Origin of the sequence: Tabrizicola sp., from assembly GCF_022842145.1 — a bacterium.
Lineage (GTDB): Bacteria > Pseudomonadota > Alphaproteobacteria > Rhodobacterales > Rhodobacteraceae > Tabrizicola.
The window spans coordinates 73849-90375 of sequence record NZ_JALHQD010000005.1 but is presented as its reverse complement, the minus strand read 5'-3'; the positions used below and the strand labels follow the sequence as shown (position 1 = coordinate 90375).

Here is a 16527-nt window from a genome sequence, read left to right as displayed (position 1 = left end):
CTTCAAGCGGGGGTGGGTGCAGTAAGGTGGTGCAGCCACCGCTTCGTCCATTGGTCGACCATGGCGGAAAAGGGCTGGTCGGCTTCGCCCATGCGGCGGATTTCTTCGACCAGACGGTCAATCAGCCCGTCGAGCACCGGCACCGCGTCCCGTGCCGCAGTGCTGCGGCTTTTTTCCAGCTTGCGGGCCAGAGTGTCGGCTTCGGCGATCATGATGCGCAACGCTTCAAGCTGGCGCAGCACGCGGGTGCGGGCCTGCACCAGACCAAGGCGATTCAGGCCATAGACCTGGATCGACACCGCGCCACGGGCCGAGAGATGCGAGGGTATTTCGGCGGGATTGATGTTGGCTCCGGTGGTGGAAAGGGTCGGGGCGTCCGGATGTGCATCATCAAGCCGACGGGGCAGGATCAGGCCGAAGGGGACCGGCGAGTCCACCAGAAACTCGAGATGCTGGGCCGGATCGGCGTCGCTGTCGCATGGGTTAAGGAGATAGGGCTTTTCGGTCAAAACCTCGGTGTCGGGATCATCGCCAAGCCCAAAGGCCCGGGTGCCTTCCTTGACCGGAAAGGCGTTTTCCTTGCCGGTTTGCCAGATCGGCCTGCCCAAAGCGCGCAGGTCGATGAGGCTGGCCGTATCGGGGGTTGGCAGCACCTGATACCTGCGGCGGTTGCAGTCGATGCAGGACGGCAGAAGGTTCTTCCAATCCGCCGCCAGCCACCAGTAGCCCCAGTGATCGGGGTCATCCTCGACACCGCCCTTTGGCCGGTAGTGTTCGATGTCCACCGGCCCCTGCGAAGCATAGTAGGTTTCGCAATAGGCGCACTTGCCGTGAAAAAGGGCCTCGAGCGCCAGTCGACAAGCCTCGTCCTTGTAGATCGAGAAGCCGTAGGCCTTGGGGCGTTTGCCGCCCTGTTCCACCGTTTCTTTCGCGGCCTGAATGTAGGCCTTTGCCTTGGAGCGTTCCCTGGCCGCGGCGCTTTCGGGGCCGCTGAACGACTTGGGCACCGGAACGCTGTTGCGATCAACGCGGCGCATTTTGCCCCCCGGCTGTCGCCTGTGGAAGATCGCGGCCTTCGGTCAGGATGCGGACGATGCGGGTGCGGGTCGCATCGCGCAGGCCCAAGCGGTCGGCCCCGGCGGTGCGTCCACGCTGCATCAGATAGTCGGCCACCGCTTCCTGCACCAACATTGCAACTTCGCCGCGTCCCACCGGCAGGGCATGCACGACATCGTCGGCGATTGTGCCGATCAGCCGGACGCGCAGAGCCTGGCCCTCGGAGCTGCTGGCGTCGATCTTCGCCAGCGCGTCGGTCAGTTCGGCCAGAGCATCGCCGCGTTTGGGATCGTCGGGGTCGAAGACGCTGAAGAAATCCGAGGTCAAAAGCTGCTCGACGGTCAGGTTGGTGACATCCGGCAAGTGGGTCAGTTGTTCCACCTTGACGGGCAGCCCGTCGGCCCCCTTGGCGCGGGGAACGCGTTGCAGGACCATCACCTCGCCGTTCCGCATGCCGCGCAGGCAGAGCGGGTCATGCGTTGTGGCGATGAAGGTCACCTGCGGCAATGCCTTGCGCAACCCCCGCATGATCCGCACCTTCCAGCGCGGGTGCAGATGCGCCTCCACCTCGTCGATCAGAACGATGCCTCGTGCCTGCTTCAACGTTGGAAAGGACCAGCTGCGCTGTGTATCGGTCAACCAGCGCATCACATCGCAGGTCAAGGCAAGGATGGTTCGAAACCCGGACGATACCGACGAAAGCGGCGTCATCGCCTCGGCCCCGCCCTTGCCGTCGGGCAGAGTCACGACCATGCAGCGGTTGTTCAGCCGGTCGATCCGTTCAAAGCCACCGCCCGCCCCGAAGATGGATCGCAGCGCAGCGATGACATCGTTGAAAGGGGTTGTTTCCAGCGAAAGCAGCCACTGTTCGGGGTTGGAAAGCAGATTGTCGCTGCGAAACAGGCTGACGATACCCCGCTCGGGTGTCCAGTCGCGGAAATCCTTGAGGTAGTGGCGATACGCCCCGTAGGCAAAGACCGGCAGATCGGCCCGGGCGGTTCTGGGACCGGACAGGCCGGCGCTGTTGAGGCGCAGGGTGCGCGTGCTGGTTTTCCCGTCGCGCCGCCGAAAGGTGAGACGCACCATGCCGTGTGAGTGACGTGCCTCCTTGCCACCCATGAAGACGGGATCAAGAAGCAGGTCGGCAGGTTGCGATATCAGTTCGTCACGCGCCTTGGCCGAGCCGAGCGTGAGGGCGATGGCCTCGAGGATCGACGACTTCCCCGCAGCGTTTTCGCCCAGGATCAGCAGGGCCGGGGCGGGATCGGTCGGTCCGGCAAGGGCAGGCAGCGTAACGACCAGGTCCTCAATCCCCTTGAAACCCCGGATGGCCACCCGGGTAAGGGTGGGAGGGTCGGAGTAATCGGGCAAGTCGGTGGTTCGTGGCTTCGCAGCCTTCGGCAAGTTCTGCGCGCCCCGATCCGCAACCATCCTGCGAGCGAGGCTCTCCAGAAAACCGCCATGTTCCATCTGGTGGGGAAAGATGTCGGACAAATCCGCGAAACCATCCGCCGTCAGGGACCCTCGCGCCTCTTGAAACCGGTTGCTTTCGCCTTGGGCGGCGGCATGGCGGCTTGCGATCAGTTCGGGCCGGTTCAGCCGAAAATGCAGAATCGTCTCTTCGCCTTGCGGGGTTGTGCTGGCCCAAGACCCATCAGGTCTTGCAAACAGATGTTCCCTGAGATCGGAATCGATGCAGGGGTCAAGGAGTTGCGGTCCCTCTTCGATGCCCCCAGCCCACGGTGCCACATCTATCGGATAGGGCCAGCGTCCGTTCCCGGCCGTGACATACTCCTCATAGACCTTGGCGGTCGGTACGGGCACCCGGGCGCCGGTTACGGGGAAATAGCTCATCCGCGACGGACGGCATTCATTGCAGATCGTATAAAGATTCTGCCAGGCATCAGCCAGCCAGCCATAGGCCAGCGACCCTTCGCGATCCAGAATGGGCAACGCTTCCGAGGTCGGGCGAAACCGGTAAGTGGTCACGGTCACACGACGTTCGCAGAACGCACATTTTTCATGAAACAGGCGTCGGATCGCAGTGTCCAGATCAGGGGCCGACGTCGGAAGGTGCCGGTCCGGCGGGCGCGTCTGGGCGCGGCGGCGCGGGTCAAGTGCCAGGAAATCCAGATAGGCCTGTCGCATTCTCTGAAACTGGGGATCGGAAAGGGATTCAGACGGCGCGTCTGGACGCTGGACAAATCTCATGGGGCAATTCCCGTGTGAGAATGGACACAACAAAATACACGTAATCGTTGCATCTCCAGATCAAAAAATCAATCTCGATGGAGTTCGGATGGCACGGTTTGGCGACGTGTGCACTGAGTTTGTCCGGCAATCCGTGTAAGCACCCAATCGCTACGGTGCATTAAGTGGACCGACCCCTTCTGCTTTGTGCTTCGAATGCGCGGTTACAGAGGCAACGATCAGCGGACTGCCCTTTGCGGCAGGTCGAGCCATGTCGTCGTGTACGGGCGGCGCATCGTGTCATCCTGTCTTTGGTTCCAGGTTTCAGGGCTGCATCACGAAGCTTCCGGGCGCGGGGCAAAGCGGGGCAAGACCCCGCTCCGGCGCACCTATTGCAGGGACTTTCACCAGACCTCCACCCTGCGCTGCCAGCCAGTCAGTCCAAGCTGGCCACCACGAGCCGGGCTTTGACTCGGTCTCTGCCAGCCAAGCGTCAGGGCCGACATAATGCGCCCCAGCCGGGCGGTGCGAGACGCGGTAGTGCCGCCCCGTGTGGCCAGGTTCGCTGAGGATGCCGCTGTTGTGGCCGCCTTTGGTCAGCACGAAAGTCAGGTCACAATAGGTGAACAGCTTGGTCTTGTAGACCGACCGCCAGGGCGCGATGTGGTCTGTCTCGGTGCCGATTACGAACAGCGGCACCGACAGGTCCTTCAGCGCGATCACCCGGCCCTCGACCGCAAAGCGACCCGCCGTTAGCCGGTTTTCCAGAAACAGGCCGCGAAGGTATTGTGAATGCATCCGTGCGGGCATCCTTGTGGTGTCCGACAGCCAGACGCTGATGTCGGTCGGCACATCTTCGCGCCCGAGAAAATAGCGCTGTACGGCACGGGTCCAGATCAGGTCTTCGGCGCGGATCGCGGCAAAGGCGCGGGCCATCTGCGGGCGGTCCAGATAGCCCTGTTCCCACATCAGATCCTCCAGAAATGCCACCTGGCTTTCGTCGAGGAACAGGAGAAGCTCGCCCGCTTCGGCGAAATCCACCTGTGCCGCCATCAGCGTAACCGAGGCAAGCCGGTTATCGCCGTCGCGCGCCATCGTCGCCGCTGCTATCGCCAGAATGGTGCCGCCAAGGCAGTAGCCCACGGCCTGAACCGGCGTGTCGGGCACAATAGTTGTCACGGCATCAAGGGCCGCCATGACCCCGCGCGTGCGGTAATCCTCCAGCGACAGGTCGCGCTGATCGGAGGTCGGGTTGGTCCATGAGATCATAAAGACGGTGAAACCCTGCCCGACCAGATAGCGCACCATCGAATTCTCGGGCGAGAGATCGAGGATGTAGTATTTCATGATCCAGGCCGGAACGATCAGGATCGGGCGGGCGTGGACTTTCGGCGTTTGCGGTGTGTATTGGATCAGCTCCATCAGGTCGTTGCGATAGATGACCTGACCGGGGGTGCAGGCCAGATCCTTGCCGATCTGGTAACCCTCCGGGGCCGGGTCGCGTTGACCGGTCAGGGTTTTCAGCGCGTCGTGGGCGAAATGCGCGGCACCCTCGGCCAGGTTGCGGCCCCCGGATTTGACCGTTTCGGCGATGATCTCGGGGTTCAGAAGCGGCTGGTTCGAGGGCGACAGGACATCCAGCGTCTGCCGGGCCAGAAATCGGGTGCGCTCGGCGTCGTCGGAACGCAGTCCGCGCATCGGTTCGGTGGCGTGGTCCCACCAGTCCTGCATCGCCAGAAACCCCTGCTGCCACATCTGGAAGGGTGGCTTTTGCCAGCCCTCATGGTCAAAGCGGTGGTCGTAGGGTTTGGGAACGAAGGGCGGGGCGCCGCCGGGGCTGGTGGCCAGAGCCATCAGCTTCAACAGACTGCGCTGCGCGTGTTCTGCCAGTTCCAGCTGACGGCCCGGCGCGCGGGCAAGGTGCTGCCCCCAGTCGCTCCAGGCTTCGATGAAGGCATGGGTGGAGACGCCGCCCGAAAGCCGGGCCACGGCGGCCCGGGCCGCGCGGTCGAAGTTCTGGTGCGGATGCTCGATTTGTTGCGGCGGATCGATCACTGCCGGTAGCCCGGTGACCACCGCCGGAGAAAGGGGGGAAGGTTTCGGCTTCTTCCTGGTTCCGGTCATCTTGGCCTCGTTCCTTCTGGACGCTGCGCTTGAGAATGGAAATCCTAACGCAACCTGATCATCTTCGCCTTGTCACAGGTCATCCCCTCAGCCCCAGCCGGATCTGTTTTTCGATTTCGATCAGCGCGAAGAACGCGGCGCCGATTGCCACGATCAACAGGCCGTCCATCAGCGGGACGGGGCTTGTGCCCAGCACTGCCTGCAAGGGTGGCAGGTAGGTGACAGCGAATTGCGCCCCGGTGATGATGAGAACCACTGTCCAGACCACGCGAGTACCGCGCGCTGCAGCCCATGTCAGCGACGTGCTGTGGATATTGCGGATGAAGAACAGGTGGAAGATTTCCAGCACAACCAGCGTGTTCATCGCCATGGTCTGGGCAAGCGCAAGTGGATAGCCCTTGTCGATGGCATAGGTGAAGATGCCGAAGACCGCCGCCAGAAACAGCGTTGCGACCAGAATGACATGCCAGACCAGACTGCCCGATAGAATGGGCGCATGGCGGGCGCGCGGTGGGCGGGCCATGGTCCCGGTCTCGGTCGGCTCGAAGGCCAAAGCAAGGCCCAGCGTGATGGCGGTGATCAGGTTGACCCAGAGGATCTGGACCGCGGTCACCGGCAGCGCCATTCCGACCAGCAGCGCCAGCACCACAACCATGGATTCGCCCGCATTGGTGGGCAGGGTCCAGCTGATCACCTTCTTGAGGTTGTCATAGACCGTGCGGCCCTCGCGCACCGCCGCGGCGATGCTCGCGAAGTTGTCGTCGGCCAACACGAGATCAGCGGCCTCCTTCGCGGCTTCCGACCCCTTCAGGCCCATCGCAATGCCGGCATCGGCGCGTTTGAGGGCTGGCGCGTCGTTCACCCCGTCGCCTGTCATCGCGACCGACAGGCCATGCGCCTGCAGCGCGGTCACAAGGCGAAGTTTGTGCTCGGGGCTGGTGCGGGCAAAGATGTCGACATCCGCCACCTCCAGCGCCAGTTGCGCATCGTCCAGCTTGTCCAGATCGGCCCCCGTCAGCACCCGGAGGGGGTTTGCCAGCCCGATCTGCGCGCCGATGGCGGCGGCGGTTCCGGCATGATCGCCGGTGATCATCTTGACCCGGATGCCCGCCGCTCGGCATTCGGCCACGGCGGCAATTGCCTCGGGGCGTGGCGGGTCGATCAGGCCGACAAGGCCAAGGAAGGTCAGCCCGCTTTCGAGCGACTTCGGGTCTATCGCGTCACCCGTCTCGGCCCGCTCCGCCAGCGCCAGCACCCGCAGGCCCTGGCGGGCAAGTGCTTCGGCCCGGTCGTGCCAGTGGTGTAGATCAATGCCGCCGCACATTCGCAGAACGCGCTCCGGCGCGCCCTTCACATGGGTCACACGTCCCTGCGGCCCCTCGGTCAGCACCGCCATGAAGCGGTGGCGGCTGTCGAAGGGGATTGCGTCCAGACGGCGCGCGGCGGGATTGCCGCCGACCTTGCCCGCAAAGGCCAGAAGCGCGCCCTCCATCGGGTCGCCTTCGACCGTCCAGACCCCTTCCTTGCGATGCAGGCTCGCGTCGTTGCACAAGACTGCCGCCCAGGCGAGCCGCGTCAGGTCGCCCGCTGGCGTGATCGCCCCTTCGGGCGCATAGCCCTCGCCACCGACGACAAAAGCGCCGTCCGCTGTCTCCGCCGCCGCCACCACCATCTCGTTGCGGGTCAAGGTGCCGGTCTTGTCGGTGCAGATGACCGAGACCGAGCCGATGGCCTCGATCGCAGGCAGGCGGCGAACGATGGCGTTGCGCCGCGCCATCGCCTGCACGCCGATGGCCAGGGTGATCGTCATCACCGCTGGCAGTCCTTCGGGGATCGCGGCCACGGCGACGCCGACCACAGCCATGAAAAGATCGGCAAAGGGCATGTGGCCGACGTAGTAGCCCCAGACGAGTAAGAGCCCCGCCACCAGCAGGATCAGAAACGAGAGCCAGCGCGCGAAATGGTCGATCTGCGCGACCAGTGGGGTAGTCAGTTGCTCGACACCCGCCAGAAGCCCGCCGATGCGCCCGATCTCGGTCGTCTTGCCTGTCGCCACCACCAGCCCGCGCGCCGTGCCTTGGGTGACCAGCGTGCCCGACCACAGCATCGACCGGCGGTCGCCAAGGGCGGCATCGGCGGCGACCGGGGTCTGGTCCTTTTCGACCGGCACCGACTCGCCGGTCAGGATCGCCTCTTGCGCCGCAAGGCCACGTGCCTCGATCACCCGCAGGTCGGCGGGAACCTTGTCGCCCGCCTCCAACAGAACGATGTCGCCGGGCACGAGGTCGGCACCATCGACCGAAACCCGGTGCCCGTCGCGCAACACAGCAGCCTTTGGTGCCAGCATGCCCCGGATCGCGGCCATCGCGGACTCGGCCTTGCCCTCCTGGATGAAGCCGATGACCGCGTTGGCCAGCACCACGGCAAGGATCACCCCGGTATCGACCCAGTGCTGCAGCGCCCCCGTCACCACCGCCGCACCGATCAGCACATAGATCAGCACATTGTGGAACTGCCGCAGAAAGCGGACGACCGGCCCCCGCGCCCGCACATCCGGCAAGCGGTTAGGCCCATGCTCAGCCAGCCGCCGCACCGCCTCGGTGGCGGTCAGGCCATCAGGCGTTGCGGCAAGGCTGGCAAGGCAATCGGCGGCGGGGGTAGCGTGCAGATTGGTCAGGTCCATCATCGCGCCGTATAGCCGCCGTCGATGACGATCTCGGTGCCGGTGACGAACTTCGCCTCGTCCGAGGCCAGCCAGACCACCGCCCAGGCGATGTCGTCGGGTTCGCCCATCGTGCCGATGGGATGCGCGGCCCCTGCCGCCGCCTTTGCCGCCTCCAGGTCCGGGGCGGTGGCGCGCAGGTGGTTTTCCACCATCGGGGTCCAGATATAGGCGGGGTGGATCGAGTTCACCCGGATCTTCTCGGCCGCATAGGTGATGGCGTCGTTCTTGGTCATCAGACGCACCGCACCCTTTGAGGCATGATAGGGCGCGATGCCACCGATACCGATCAGCCCCGCGATGGACGAAAGGTTGATGATCGACCCCTTCCCGGCCGCGCGCAGATGCGGGATCGCGTGCTTGGTGCCGAAGAGCACGCCCTTCACGTTCACCGCCTGCACCCGGTCCCACTCCGCCTCAGTCACCTGATCGGTGGGCTTGGGGCTGCCGGAAATGCCGGCGTTGTTCACCAGCACATGCAAGCCGCCGAACCGGGCGGCTGCGGCGTCGATGGCGGCTTTCATGCCGGCCTCGTCCACAACATCGACCTGCCAGAAGCCGACCGCATGGCCCTTTGCCGTCAGGTCGGCGGCCAGCGCCTTGCCCTCGGCCTCAAGCATGTCAAGGATGGCGACATTGGCACCTTCCTCAGCCATGCGGATGACACAGGCGCGGCCGATGCCGACGGCACCCCCGGTCACGATGGCGGTCTTGCCTGCAAGTCGGTTCATGGCAGTCGTCCTTTCGGTGCTGGGTTGAAGTCTTCGCGTTACCCCGTTGCCCGGCCCTCGGCCGCGATTTCGGGGAAGTCGGTTCGTTCCTCGGTCACGGCGCCGGACAAGAGTTCCACCGCCCGGTCGGCCGCGTCCTGAAAGGGCTCCAGCACCAGATCGACGCCCGCGCCGAACAGAGCCTCGCTGTCACCGCTGCTGTGCGAGGCGGCGGCGATACGGCCAGAGAACCCTGCCGAGCGCGCCAGTTGGATCAGTGTCCGGCGGGTATCTTCGTGGCTAAGGCCGCTCGGGTGGATCGGCACGGTCGAGACCATCCACTCGGCCCCCCGAAACGGCAGTTCGGCGACGAATTCGGGATCGCTTGCGTCGCCAAAGTCGGCCTCAAGCCCAAGATCGCGCCAGCGCCGCACCGCCTGCGGGTTGAAGTCCACACCCAGCACCCGGATGCCGCGTTTGTGGAGCCGTAGCCCGATGGCGGTGCCAAAGCGGCCCAGACCAAAGAGGATGATCCTGTAGCTCTCGGCCGCATGTGCCCCAGCCTCGGACGGCTCGCGCGGGGTGTTCTTGCGTTCGAAGACGCCAAGCAGCGGCTCGAACAGCGCGTAAAGCTGATGCGAATAGGTGATCATGTAGGTCGAGGCCGCGATGGTCACGAGGCCAACCATGGTGACAAGACCAAGCGCGTCTTCAGTCACATGCCCGATCGACACGCCCATCGCGACGAAGATCAACGAGAACTCGCTGATCTGCGCCACCGTCAGCCCGGCGAGGAAACCGGTGCGCTTGCGGTAGCCCATCGCCCCCATGATCGACAGCACGATCAACGGGTTGCCGATCAGCACGAACAGCGAGAACAGGATCGCCCCGGTGACATGCGTGCCCAGAAGCGACAGGTCAAGCGTGGCCCCAAGGGCGAGGAAGAAGAACAGAAGCAGGAAATCGCGCAGGGGTGCCAGCCGGGCGGCGATGGTCTCGCGGTAGGGGGTAGAGGCCAGCGCCACGCCCGCCATCAGGCCACCGACCTCCTTTCCCAAGCCGACAAAATCGCCGACCGCGGCAAACATCGCGGCCAGGGCGATGGCGAAGATCACCAGAAGCTCGGGGGCGCGGGCCAGCCGTTCCGTCAAGGGATCGGCGACGTAGCGCACGAACAAGACCACCGCCGCCACCAGTGCCAGCCCGGAGGCCAGCACCATCGCCACCGACCCGCCGCCATGCCCGGCATCCGCAGCGCCGATGCCGATGGCCGACAGCACGATCATCGCAAGCACGACGACAAGGTCCTGGACGATGAGAAACCCCAGCGAGATCTGGCCATGCAGCGCATCGATCTCGCGCTTGTCGGACAGCAATTTGACGATGATGATGGTCGAAGAAAACGTCAGGGCGACCGCGACGTAAAGGCTGGTGATGTGACCAAGCCCCAGCGCCAGACCGATCAGATAGCCGAAGAACGCGGTAAAGATGACCTGCCCAAGCCCGGTCATTACCGACACCACGCCCAGCGATCGGATCAGCTGCACGTCCAGCTTGATGCCAACTAGGAACAGCAGGACGGCGATGCCAAGCTCGGACAACAAGTCGATTTGCGCGTCCGAGTGGACGACATCCAGCGCCGATGGACCTGCGATCAGACCGACAGCGATGAAGCTGACGATCAGGGGTTGCCGCGCCAACGTGCCGACCAGCCCGATCCCGGCCGCCATGACCAGAAGCAGGGCCACTTCGGCAAAGGGGGGCAGCATCGGCATTAGGGCTTCCCTTCTGCATCAAGACCGTTCGGTCCATCGCTGTGCTGCCTCGGGGCTGTCTGATGCTGCCGCAGAAATTCGTTCAAATCGGCATTGGCAATGCGCCAGCCCTTGCCGATGTCGATCGCGCGCAACTGGCCGACCTTGATCCAATGGCGCACGGTCGCCTCGGCCACCTTCAGGCGGTCCGCGACTTCCTTGACGGTTTGATACTGGTCCTGCGGCATGGCCTTCTGTTTCTCGTGAGGTTTTGTGAAGAATAGCGAAGGATTGTCGCTTTTGATTGACCTGCATCAATCCACGAGACGATCCTGATGTCTTACTTGCCTCCAGTCTCAGGACAGGAGGGCAGACCATGAAAAAGATCATGCTCGCGACCGATTTCTCCGAGCGGTCCGATCGGGCGCTCAGACGCGCGGTCATCCTTTCCCGGGCGCATGATGCTGTTCTGGACATTGTGCATGTGGTCGATGACGACCGACCACGCCGGATCGTCGATCATGAAGTGAACGATGCACGCCAACTGCTGAGCGAACTCACCCGCAGCCTGAATGATCTGGACGGTGTGTCCTGCAGCACGCAGATAGTTCTGGACGATCCTTTTGCCGGGATCGTCAAGGAGGTTGCCAAAGCGAGCCCCGACCTTCTGGTCATCGGGCCGCATCGCCGGCAGATCCTCCGGGATGTCTTTGTCGGCACCACGGCTGAACGCACGATCCGCGCGGTGTCATGCCCGGTGCTGATGGTGAACGGCCCGCCCGTCGGACCTTGGCGCCACGTGCTTCAGACAACGGACCTCTCTGAGACTGCAGAGAAGGCCCTCAAGCGTTTCACCGGTTTGGGTCTTGGCGCCGGAGGGCGATCATCCGTGCTGACGGTTTTCGACGCCCCCGCCCTGCGCCTTGCGATGTCCGACAGCATCGGAAAGGCAGGACGGGAGAATTACCTGAACGACCTGCGCGCCGAAGCGCTTCAGTCTCTGGCGGCGTTCACGGCGCGGCTCGGGATCGGACCGGCGGAAAAGGTCGTGCGGCCGGAAGAAACGACTGTCGCCAACGAAATCCTCAAGGCGGCGCTGGAGTTGAACGCAGACCTGATCGTCGTTGCGACCCAAGGGAAAGGTGCAGTCGCCCGCATGGTTCTGGGCAGCGTGGCCCAACAGGTCCTGAAAGACGCGCAATGTGACGTTCTCGCCATGCCGCCTCAATCGGTCTCATTGGAGATGTGACGCTTGCGGACCCTTGCCGTCGACATTTCGCCCGTGGCATCCCCGCTGGGAGCGGTATATCATGAATTTCGATGGGCTGGCGCGCGCAGCGGTTGCACAGCGTTATGTGTCCTTGCTGAGCCTGAATCACGCTGCCAAGGCATACTCAATGGGTTCTGACCCTAAAAGGCGGACCAGAAAAGTATTCTGCGTGCATTTGCAATCAGCCCGGTAATCACGGCATTGCGTCCTTTCTCGCGGTATATCTCCAGACATTGGCCGTCCCACAAGTCGATGTGATCTCCGGTTGCGTCCGAGAATGTCACAAGCTCTGGGATGGTCTTCAAGCGGGCATAGGAAACCAGGTCGGCGCCAGAAGAGGTTAGATCCGGCATCCCATAAGTCTTCTGGATCACATCGGTGACGTCGGCCGCCTTCAGGAACAAGCGTTCAAGAAAGGGCATCGTGCGAAGGTCGGGATTGGCCGAGGGTTGTCCCCGGAAGCTTCTGTGATGGGGATAGGGCTTCAACCTTAGGGCTGCGCCGACCACTAGGGCACAACGATTGCCATCGGTGACATACTTTCCTCAGTCCTGCGAGTCCTTCAGCCTTGCGGATATCTCGCCGTAGTTCATTGCTACTGGCATGATCTGGTCCTTTTCCGATCTTCGACAGTGCATTGGGCGGACATGCCAACGATGCTGGCTTCGAGACCTGTTGGCAATGATCTTGCTGCGCGTGTTTGCGGCTGTGAGGCCGCGGATAATCACTAAGCGATGGTAGTGGGAAAGAGACGTTCAACCCGTTCCTGGTGCGGTGTGGCAACAAAGCCGTCGGCAATGATCGGGCGGGACCCATATAGATTGAAGCAGAGCGGTATTTGTGGTCAGCTTCCGCAACTTGATAGCGCGGGGACGGGCTATGCGTAGTTTGATGATGTACGTTTTGATTGGCACGACGGCGGGCTCTGCTGTTATGGCGCAGGATGCACTGACCTACAGTTTCAATGGGCGCGTGGGATTGGGGTATTTGAGTGAGGAGACGGCTCGACCACTTTCTGCCGGGTATCAATACGTGGGTCCGGTGGCGAAAGTCGAACTGACGGGACGAGCTGAGATTCTGGCCATGGAGGATTTGCGCTTTGGCGCACTGGGGCGCATCTCGTATCTGCGGGGCAACCAGTCAAATTTCGATCTGACGCTTGGAGGCAGCACGACGGGGGGGAGCGGATCAGAGTTTGGCGGGTCCGAGATTGACCTGGCTGTCTACGCTGCGCTGCCGAGTGTGACGCTAAGCTATGGCAACATGGAAACCGCCTTCGATCTGGCGACGCGGGAGATCGAGCAAGGAAGTTCACTTGTGGACGGCGGAAACGCGGTCTGGATGAATATCGGCGATGCTGCTGGCAGTACCGGAGTGCGGACCTACCCATTTGAAGGTCCTGCTGTAGGTCTGGACTTTCGGACGCTGCGACTGGATTTGCAGTTTGGTGAGGTCACGTTTTCGGCCTCGCGGTCCAAGGCAGAGACCACTGCGGGCAGAGTGGTTGAAGTTGACGCATTGGGTGCAATCTGGCGACGTGAATTGGAGAATACCGTCTTGTTCGTTGCCGCGGGCTATGACGAAGGACAGGATGACCGGTTCCGATCGTTCAGTTTCGGCCTGACGAGCGGCGGGTTCAATGTCGTCCTGAACCGAATTAATCGCGCACCTCTGGTCATTAACAGCGGCATTACGGGGGCCTATGACACGACCTTCAAAGGCCTGTCGCTGTCTTATGATTTCAGAGATCTGACCCTTGGCTTCGGCCATTCATCGCAGACCCCAGGGCCGCTTGGGGATAGAGTATTTGAAGGCACGGCCCAAGCAGTATTCGCCTCATGGCAGGCGCGCGAAAATGTCTCGGTGGACTTCGAGTATTCGCAGAGCGACTACCGGATCAGCAGCGGGTTTGACACGCGAAAGGCCAGCGTCGCAGTCGCGCTGGAGTTCTGATCAGTAGAGATCCACCCGGAAAGGCGTGGTCGACCAGTGGATGCGGGCGATGTCGACTAGCCGCTCGATTGGGTTCGTCTCGATTGACGTGTCACCATGGTCGGCGGCAATGGCCTGATAAGCAGCCGTGCTGCCCGCGCCGAAGGCACCATCCGGGGTGATGTCGGCGCCAAGGGTTTGCAAGAGGCGCTGCGCGGCCTCGTTCACGGCTTCGGCAGGGAGCGCGTCCAGCACCTTGCGGGCGCGTTCGACCGACTTCGCGTCTCGCAGGGCGGCGGCCCGGCCGGCGCGGTGGGCAGCGTCCGTGGGGGACAAGCCGCCGGCGCCTTCGGTCAGGATCAGGTAGGCGGCATAGGCCCCGGCATTTGCATCACCGCGGTCCAGGCCCTTGTCGAACCATTCGACGGCCTGGCCGAGATCCGACGCCTTGCCAAGCGCGCCCGAGGCGATCAACTGACCGATGTTGCCCGGCGCATTCGGGTGCCCGCCATCTGCCGCCTTGGTGAACCAGTCCAGCGCGACCTTGACGTCCTTCTCCTGCCCACCAAGGCCGTTCATGTAGACGAGGCCAAGGTTGTTGTAGCCGTAGATATCCCCCCGCGCCGCGCTTTCGTTCAGATAGCGCAGCCCGCGGGTCGGATCGTAGTACTCGCTGTCGGCATCAAGGTAGAGATATCCCAGTTCGTTCATTGCGTAGGTGTGCCCGACCTCAAGCGCCCGCATCATGAGGTCATAACCGCGCAAGCGATCCTGAGAGGTTTCGCCGAACCGCACAAACTGACGACCCAAGGCGTAGAATGCATAAGGGTCCCCGAGCTCCACACCTTCGCGGTAGTAGGTCAGCGCTTCTTCCGGAGCAGCCTCGACCGCTGAACCGCCGGTTTCCCGCGCCTCGTTCAGAATGGCATTGCCGATGGCATACGAGGCTCGGGAATGGCCCAGCTTGCGTGCGGTATCCAGCGCAGCGCGCGCTTCGTCGTGACGGCGCAGTGCCGTCAGCGCGCGGCTTAGCTGATAGTGGAAGCGGGCGTTCTGCGGTTCGCGTTCAACAGCGGCCTGACAGGCCTGCACCGCAGCTTCGGGCGCAATTTCGTTGGCAAAACGCGCCAGGCCAACGCCATCCGGATCGAGGTGGTCGGCTGCGGCCATGTCGCAGGGGTCGGGGGTCAGGTCGACCTGCACCACCGTCGGCGCGCCGCCCTGGTCGATCTTGAACTGGACCTTCAGCACCGGGTCCTGACCGAACTGCACCACCGGTCCGCTGACATAGGCGAAGGCGAGACGGTCAAGGTCTGTACCGGACAGCGGGAAGACTGGCGCGGACTGCAGGCCCTGGTCGTCCAGCAGCACTAGGCGGCCGCCGCGCGGAGGCTCGGTCAGACCCACCTTGTCCGACGGGCCAAGGCCCAAGTCCTGAACCAGTGTCGCACCGATGGGAACGGCGGGTGCCAGTTGGGCGGCGATGCTGATGTCGGGCGTAGGCAGGATGCTTTCGGCTTGAAAAAGCTCGGCCGAACTGGCGAAGAGCGTCAGGCCGCGCGCAACCGAGGTGCCTGTCGCTTCCTCTGGCGCGGCAGTGTCCGTTGTGGCGCTGACCTGTGAGATCGTCGCCCCTTCCACCATGGTCGAGCTGTCCCACGGAACCTGGACCCCCTGGGTTTCGACAAACACCTTGCGGCGCACCTCTTCGAATACGTCCGTGACCGGAACTGCGCCTAGCGCCGCCGCCTGCAGGAAGGCGCTGGCGAAGGGGCTGTTCTCGCCCGCCCCGTCCAGGGCGACCTCCCCGGGAGAGGTCGAGAAGACCACGTAGGAATTCACCGGAGCCGCCAGCGAAGCGAAGCCCGTTTCGACCTCGCGGACGTCAGGACCGAGGGAATCCTGCAGCTTGACGCCGGCGAAGGGGTTGTTGCGGCAGCTGTCGAGGATGATGATCTGCAGCCGTGCTCGCGACCCCACGATCGAGACGAGACTGCCGACTGAGATGGTCTCGAACGGAAGGTCGTCGACCTGGTCAAGCTCCGCGTCGGTGGGGATGAGATAGTTTTCGGACCCGATCTGCACCCCGTGGCCGGCGTAATAGAAAAGGACCTCTGTATTGCGGTCGACGTCGAAGAGCACACGCTGCATCAGCGCCTCAAAGTCGCGCTTCGAGGCATCCTTCATCAGCGTGACGTCATACCCCTGGTCGGCGAGGAGATCGGCCACGTCCAGCGCATCGTTCCATGCATTCGGCAGTTGCGGCGCATGGGCGTAGCTCTGGTTGCCGATGACGATCGCATACTTCTGACGCGGGCCGGACGGCTCGGCCAGCTTGCGCATGCTTGCGGAGATATGGCCATCCGGGAAGGGTCCAAGCGCGCTGTCCTGCGCCACTGCGACCGAGGCAACGGTAGCTATGAATAGCCCCGCAGCCGCGCTTCCCGCCAGAGCGCGGAGGGAGGTCATTAGCCGCTCCAGCCGCCGCCACCGGAACCGCCGTCGTCGAAGTCGATCACGACGGGCTTCGGCTTTGTCTTGACCGGAGCGGGAGTTGCCACGGGGGCGACCTTCTTGACCGGTGTGGCGACGACAGGTGCCTCTTGCTGTGGCGGAGGCGTCAGTTCTTCACAGGCGCCGAGAAGGCCAATGGCGGAGAGCAGGAGAAGGCAGCGAGACCAGGATGCAAGCATGACGAACCCATTTGCTAATGCGGGAGCGGGTCGCAAGGAACGAGAATGGCATAAACAGTGCAAGAATGATGCCACA

The 16527-nt window shown here is 63.3% G+C and carries 12 protein-coding genes; 2 read left to right on the top strand and 10 right to left on the bottom strand.

What is annotated here, in order from left to right:
- Window positions 1-2 precede the first annotated feature (2 nt).
- From Q0C42_RS13245 to Q0C42_RS13215, 7 genes are all read right to left on the bottom strand, one after another.
- Window positions 3-1037 carry a hypothetical protein gene (locus Q0C42_RS13245; RefSeq protein WP_295076597.1) on the bottom strand — a complete coding sequence of 345 codons (1035 nt, stop codon included), beginning with the start codon at window positions 1035-1037 and terminating at the stop codon, window positions 3-5.
- On the bottom strand, window positions 1024-3204 hold the full coding sequence (locus Q0C42_RS13240; protein WP_295076594.1) for an AAA family ATPase: 2181 nt from the start codon (window positions 3202-3204) through the stop codon (window positions 1024-1026). Before Q0C42_RS13240 ends, Q0C42_RS13245 begins: the two co-directional genes overlap by 14 nt.
- 366 nt (window positions 3205-3570) lie before the next feature.
- A complete protein-coding gene (locus Q0C42_RS13235) occupies window positions 3571-5370 on the bottom strand; it encodes an alpha/beta fold hydrolase (RefSeq protein ID WP_295076591.1) in 1800 nt (599 codons plus the stop codon).
- Between the two features lie 79 nt (window positions 5371-5449).
- Complete coding sequence (locus Q0C42_RS13230) at window positions 5450-8053, bottom strand: cation-transporting P-type ATPase (RefSeq protein WP_295076588.1); 2604 nt, start codon at window positions 8051-8053, stop codon at window positions 5450-5452.
- On the bottom strand, window positions 8053-8823 hold the full coding sequence (locus Q0C42_RS13225) for an SDR family NAD(P)-dependent oxidoreductase (RefSeq protein ID WP_295076585.1): 771 nt from the start codon (window positions 8821-8823) through the stop codon (window positions 8053-8055). The genes Q0C42_RS13230 and Q0C42_RS13225 overlap by 1 nt, the downstream gene beginning before the upstream one ends.
- A 38-nt stretch (window positions 8824-8861) precedes the next feature.
- Entirely contained in the window at window positions 8862-10577 is a 1716-nt protein-coding gene (locus Q0C42_RS13220; RefSeq protein ID WP_295076582.1) for a cation:proton antiporter, read from the bottom strand.
- Complete coding sequence (locus Q0C42_RS13215) at window positions 10577-10804, bottom strand: helix-turn-helix domain-containing protein (protein ID WP_295076579.1); 228 nt, start codon at window positions 10802-10804, stop codon at window positions 10577-10579. The genes Q0C42_RS13220 and Q0C42_RS13215 overlap by 1 nt, the downstream gene beginning before the upstream one ends.
- A 56-nt stretch (window positions 10805-10860) precedes the next feature.
- Here Q0C42_RS13215 and Q0C42_RS13210 point away from each other — a divergent pair, with 56 nt between their 5' ends.
- Window positions 10861-11805: a universal stress protein gene (locus Q0C42_RS13210; RefSeq protein WP_295076577.1), complete on the top strand. Its 945-nt coding sequence runs from the start codon at window positions 10861-10863 to the stop codon at window positions 11803-11805.
- Between the two features lie 161 nt (window positions 11806-11966).
- Here Q0C42_RS13210 and Q0C42_RS13205 read toward each other — a convergent pair whose 3' ends face one another.
- Window positions 11967-12248 carry a hypothetical protein gene (locus Q0C42_RS13205; RefSeq protein WP_295076574.1) on the bottom strand — a complete coding sequence of 94 codons (282 nt, stop codon included), beginning with the start codon at window positions 12246-12248 and terminating at the stop codon, window positions 11967-11969.
- A 457-nt stretch (window positions 12249-12705) separates the two neighbouring features.
- On the opposite strand from Q0C42_RS13205, the gene Q0C42_RS13200 reads away from it, so the two are divergent.
- Window positions 12706-13779, top strand: coding sequence for a hypothetical protein (locus Q0C42_RS13200; RefSeq protein ID WP_295076571.1), 1074 nt, complete (start codon window positions 12706-12708; stop codon window positions 13777-13779).
- On the opposite strand, the gene Q0C42_RS13195 is transcribed toward Q0C42_RS13200, so the two are convergent.
- The gene (locus Q0C42_RS13195) at window positions 13780-16227 is read right to left on the bottom strand and encodes a caspase family protein (RefSeq protein WP_295076569.1); all 2448 of its coding nucleotides are present in this window, start codon (window positions 16225-16227) and stop codon (window positions 13780-13782) included.
- Window positions 16227-16451, bottom strand: a complete 225-nt coding sequence (locus Q0C42_RS13190; protein WP_295076566.1) for a hypothetical protein — start codon at window positions 16449-16451, stop codon at window positions 16227-16229. The genes Q0C42_RS13195 and Q0C42_RS13190 overlap by 1 nt, the downstream gene beginning before the upstream one ends.
- Window positions 16452-16527: the final 76 nt, after the last annotated feature.

Bases quoted from the DNA above. Each gene is read 5' to 3' on its own strand.
- Q0C42_RS13245 (WP_295076597.1), bottom strand. From the start codon at position 1,037: ATGCGCCGCGTTGATCGCAACAGCGTTCCGGTGCCCAAGTCGTTCAGC.
- Q0C42_RS13240 (WP_295076594.1), bottom strand. From the start codon at position 3,204: ATGCGACAGGCCTATCTGGATTTCCTGGCACTTGACCCGCGCCGCCGC.
- Q0C42_RS13235 (WP_295076591.1), bottom strand. From the start codon at position 5,370: ATGACCGGAACCAGGAAGAAGCCGAAACCTTCCCCCCTTTCTCCGGCG.
- Q0C42_RS13230 (WP_295076588.1), bottom strand. From the start codon at position 8,053: ATGGACCTGACCAATCTGCACGCTACCCCCGCCGCCGATTGCCTTGCC.
- Q0C42_RS13225 (WP_295076585.1), bottom strand. From the start codon at position 8,823: ATGAACCGACTTGCAGGCAAGACCGCCATCGTGACCGGGGGTGCCGTC.
- Q0C42_RS13220 (WP_295076582.1), bottom strand. From the start codon at position 10,577: ATGCCGATGCTGCCCCCCTTTGCCGAAGTGGCCCTGCTTCTGGTCATG.
- Q0C42_RS13215 (WP_295076579.1), bottom strand. From the start codon at position 10,804: ATGCCGCAGGACCAGTATCAAACCGTCAAGGAAGTCGCGGACCGCCTG.
- Q0C42_RS13205 (WP_295076574.1), bottom strand. From the start codon at position 12,248: ATGCCCTTTCTTGAACGCTTGTTCCTGAAGGCGGCCGACGTCACCGAT.
- Q0C42_RS13200 (WP_295076571.1), top strand. From the start codon at position 12,706: ATGCGTAGTTTGATGATGTACGTTTTGATTGGCACGACGGCGGGCTCT.
- Q0C42_RS13195 (WP_295076569.1), bottom strand. From the start codon at position 16,227: ATGACCTCCCTCCGCGCTCTGGCGGGAAGCGCGGCTGCGGGGCTATTC.
- Q0C42_RS13190 (WP_295076566.1), bottom strand. From the start codon at position 16,451: ATGCTTGCATCCTGGTCTCGCTGCCTTCTCCTGCTCTCCGCCATTGGC.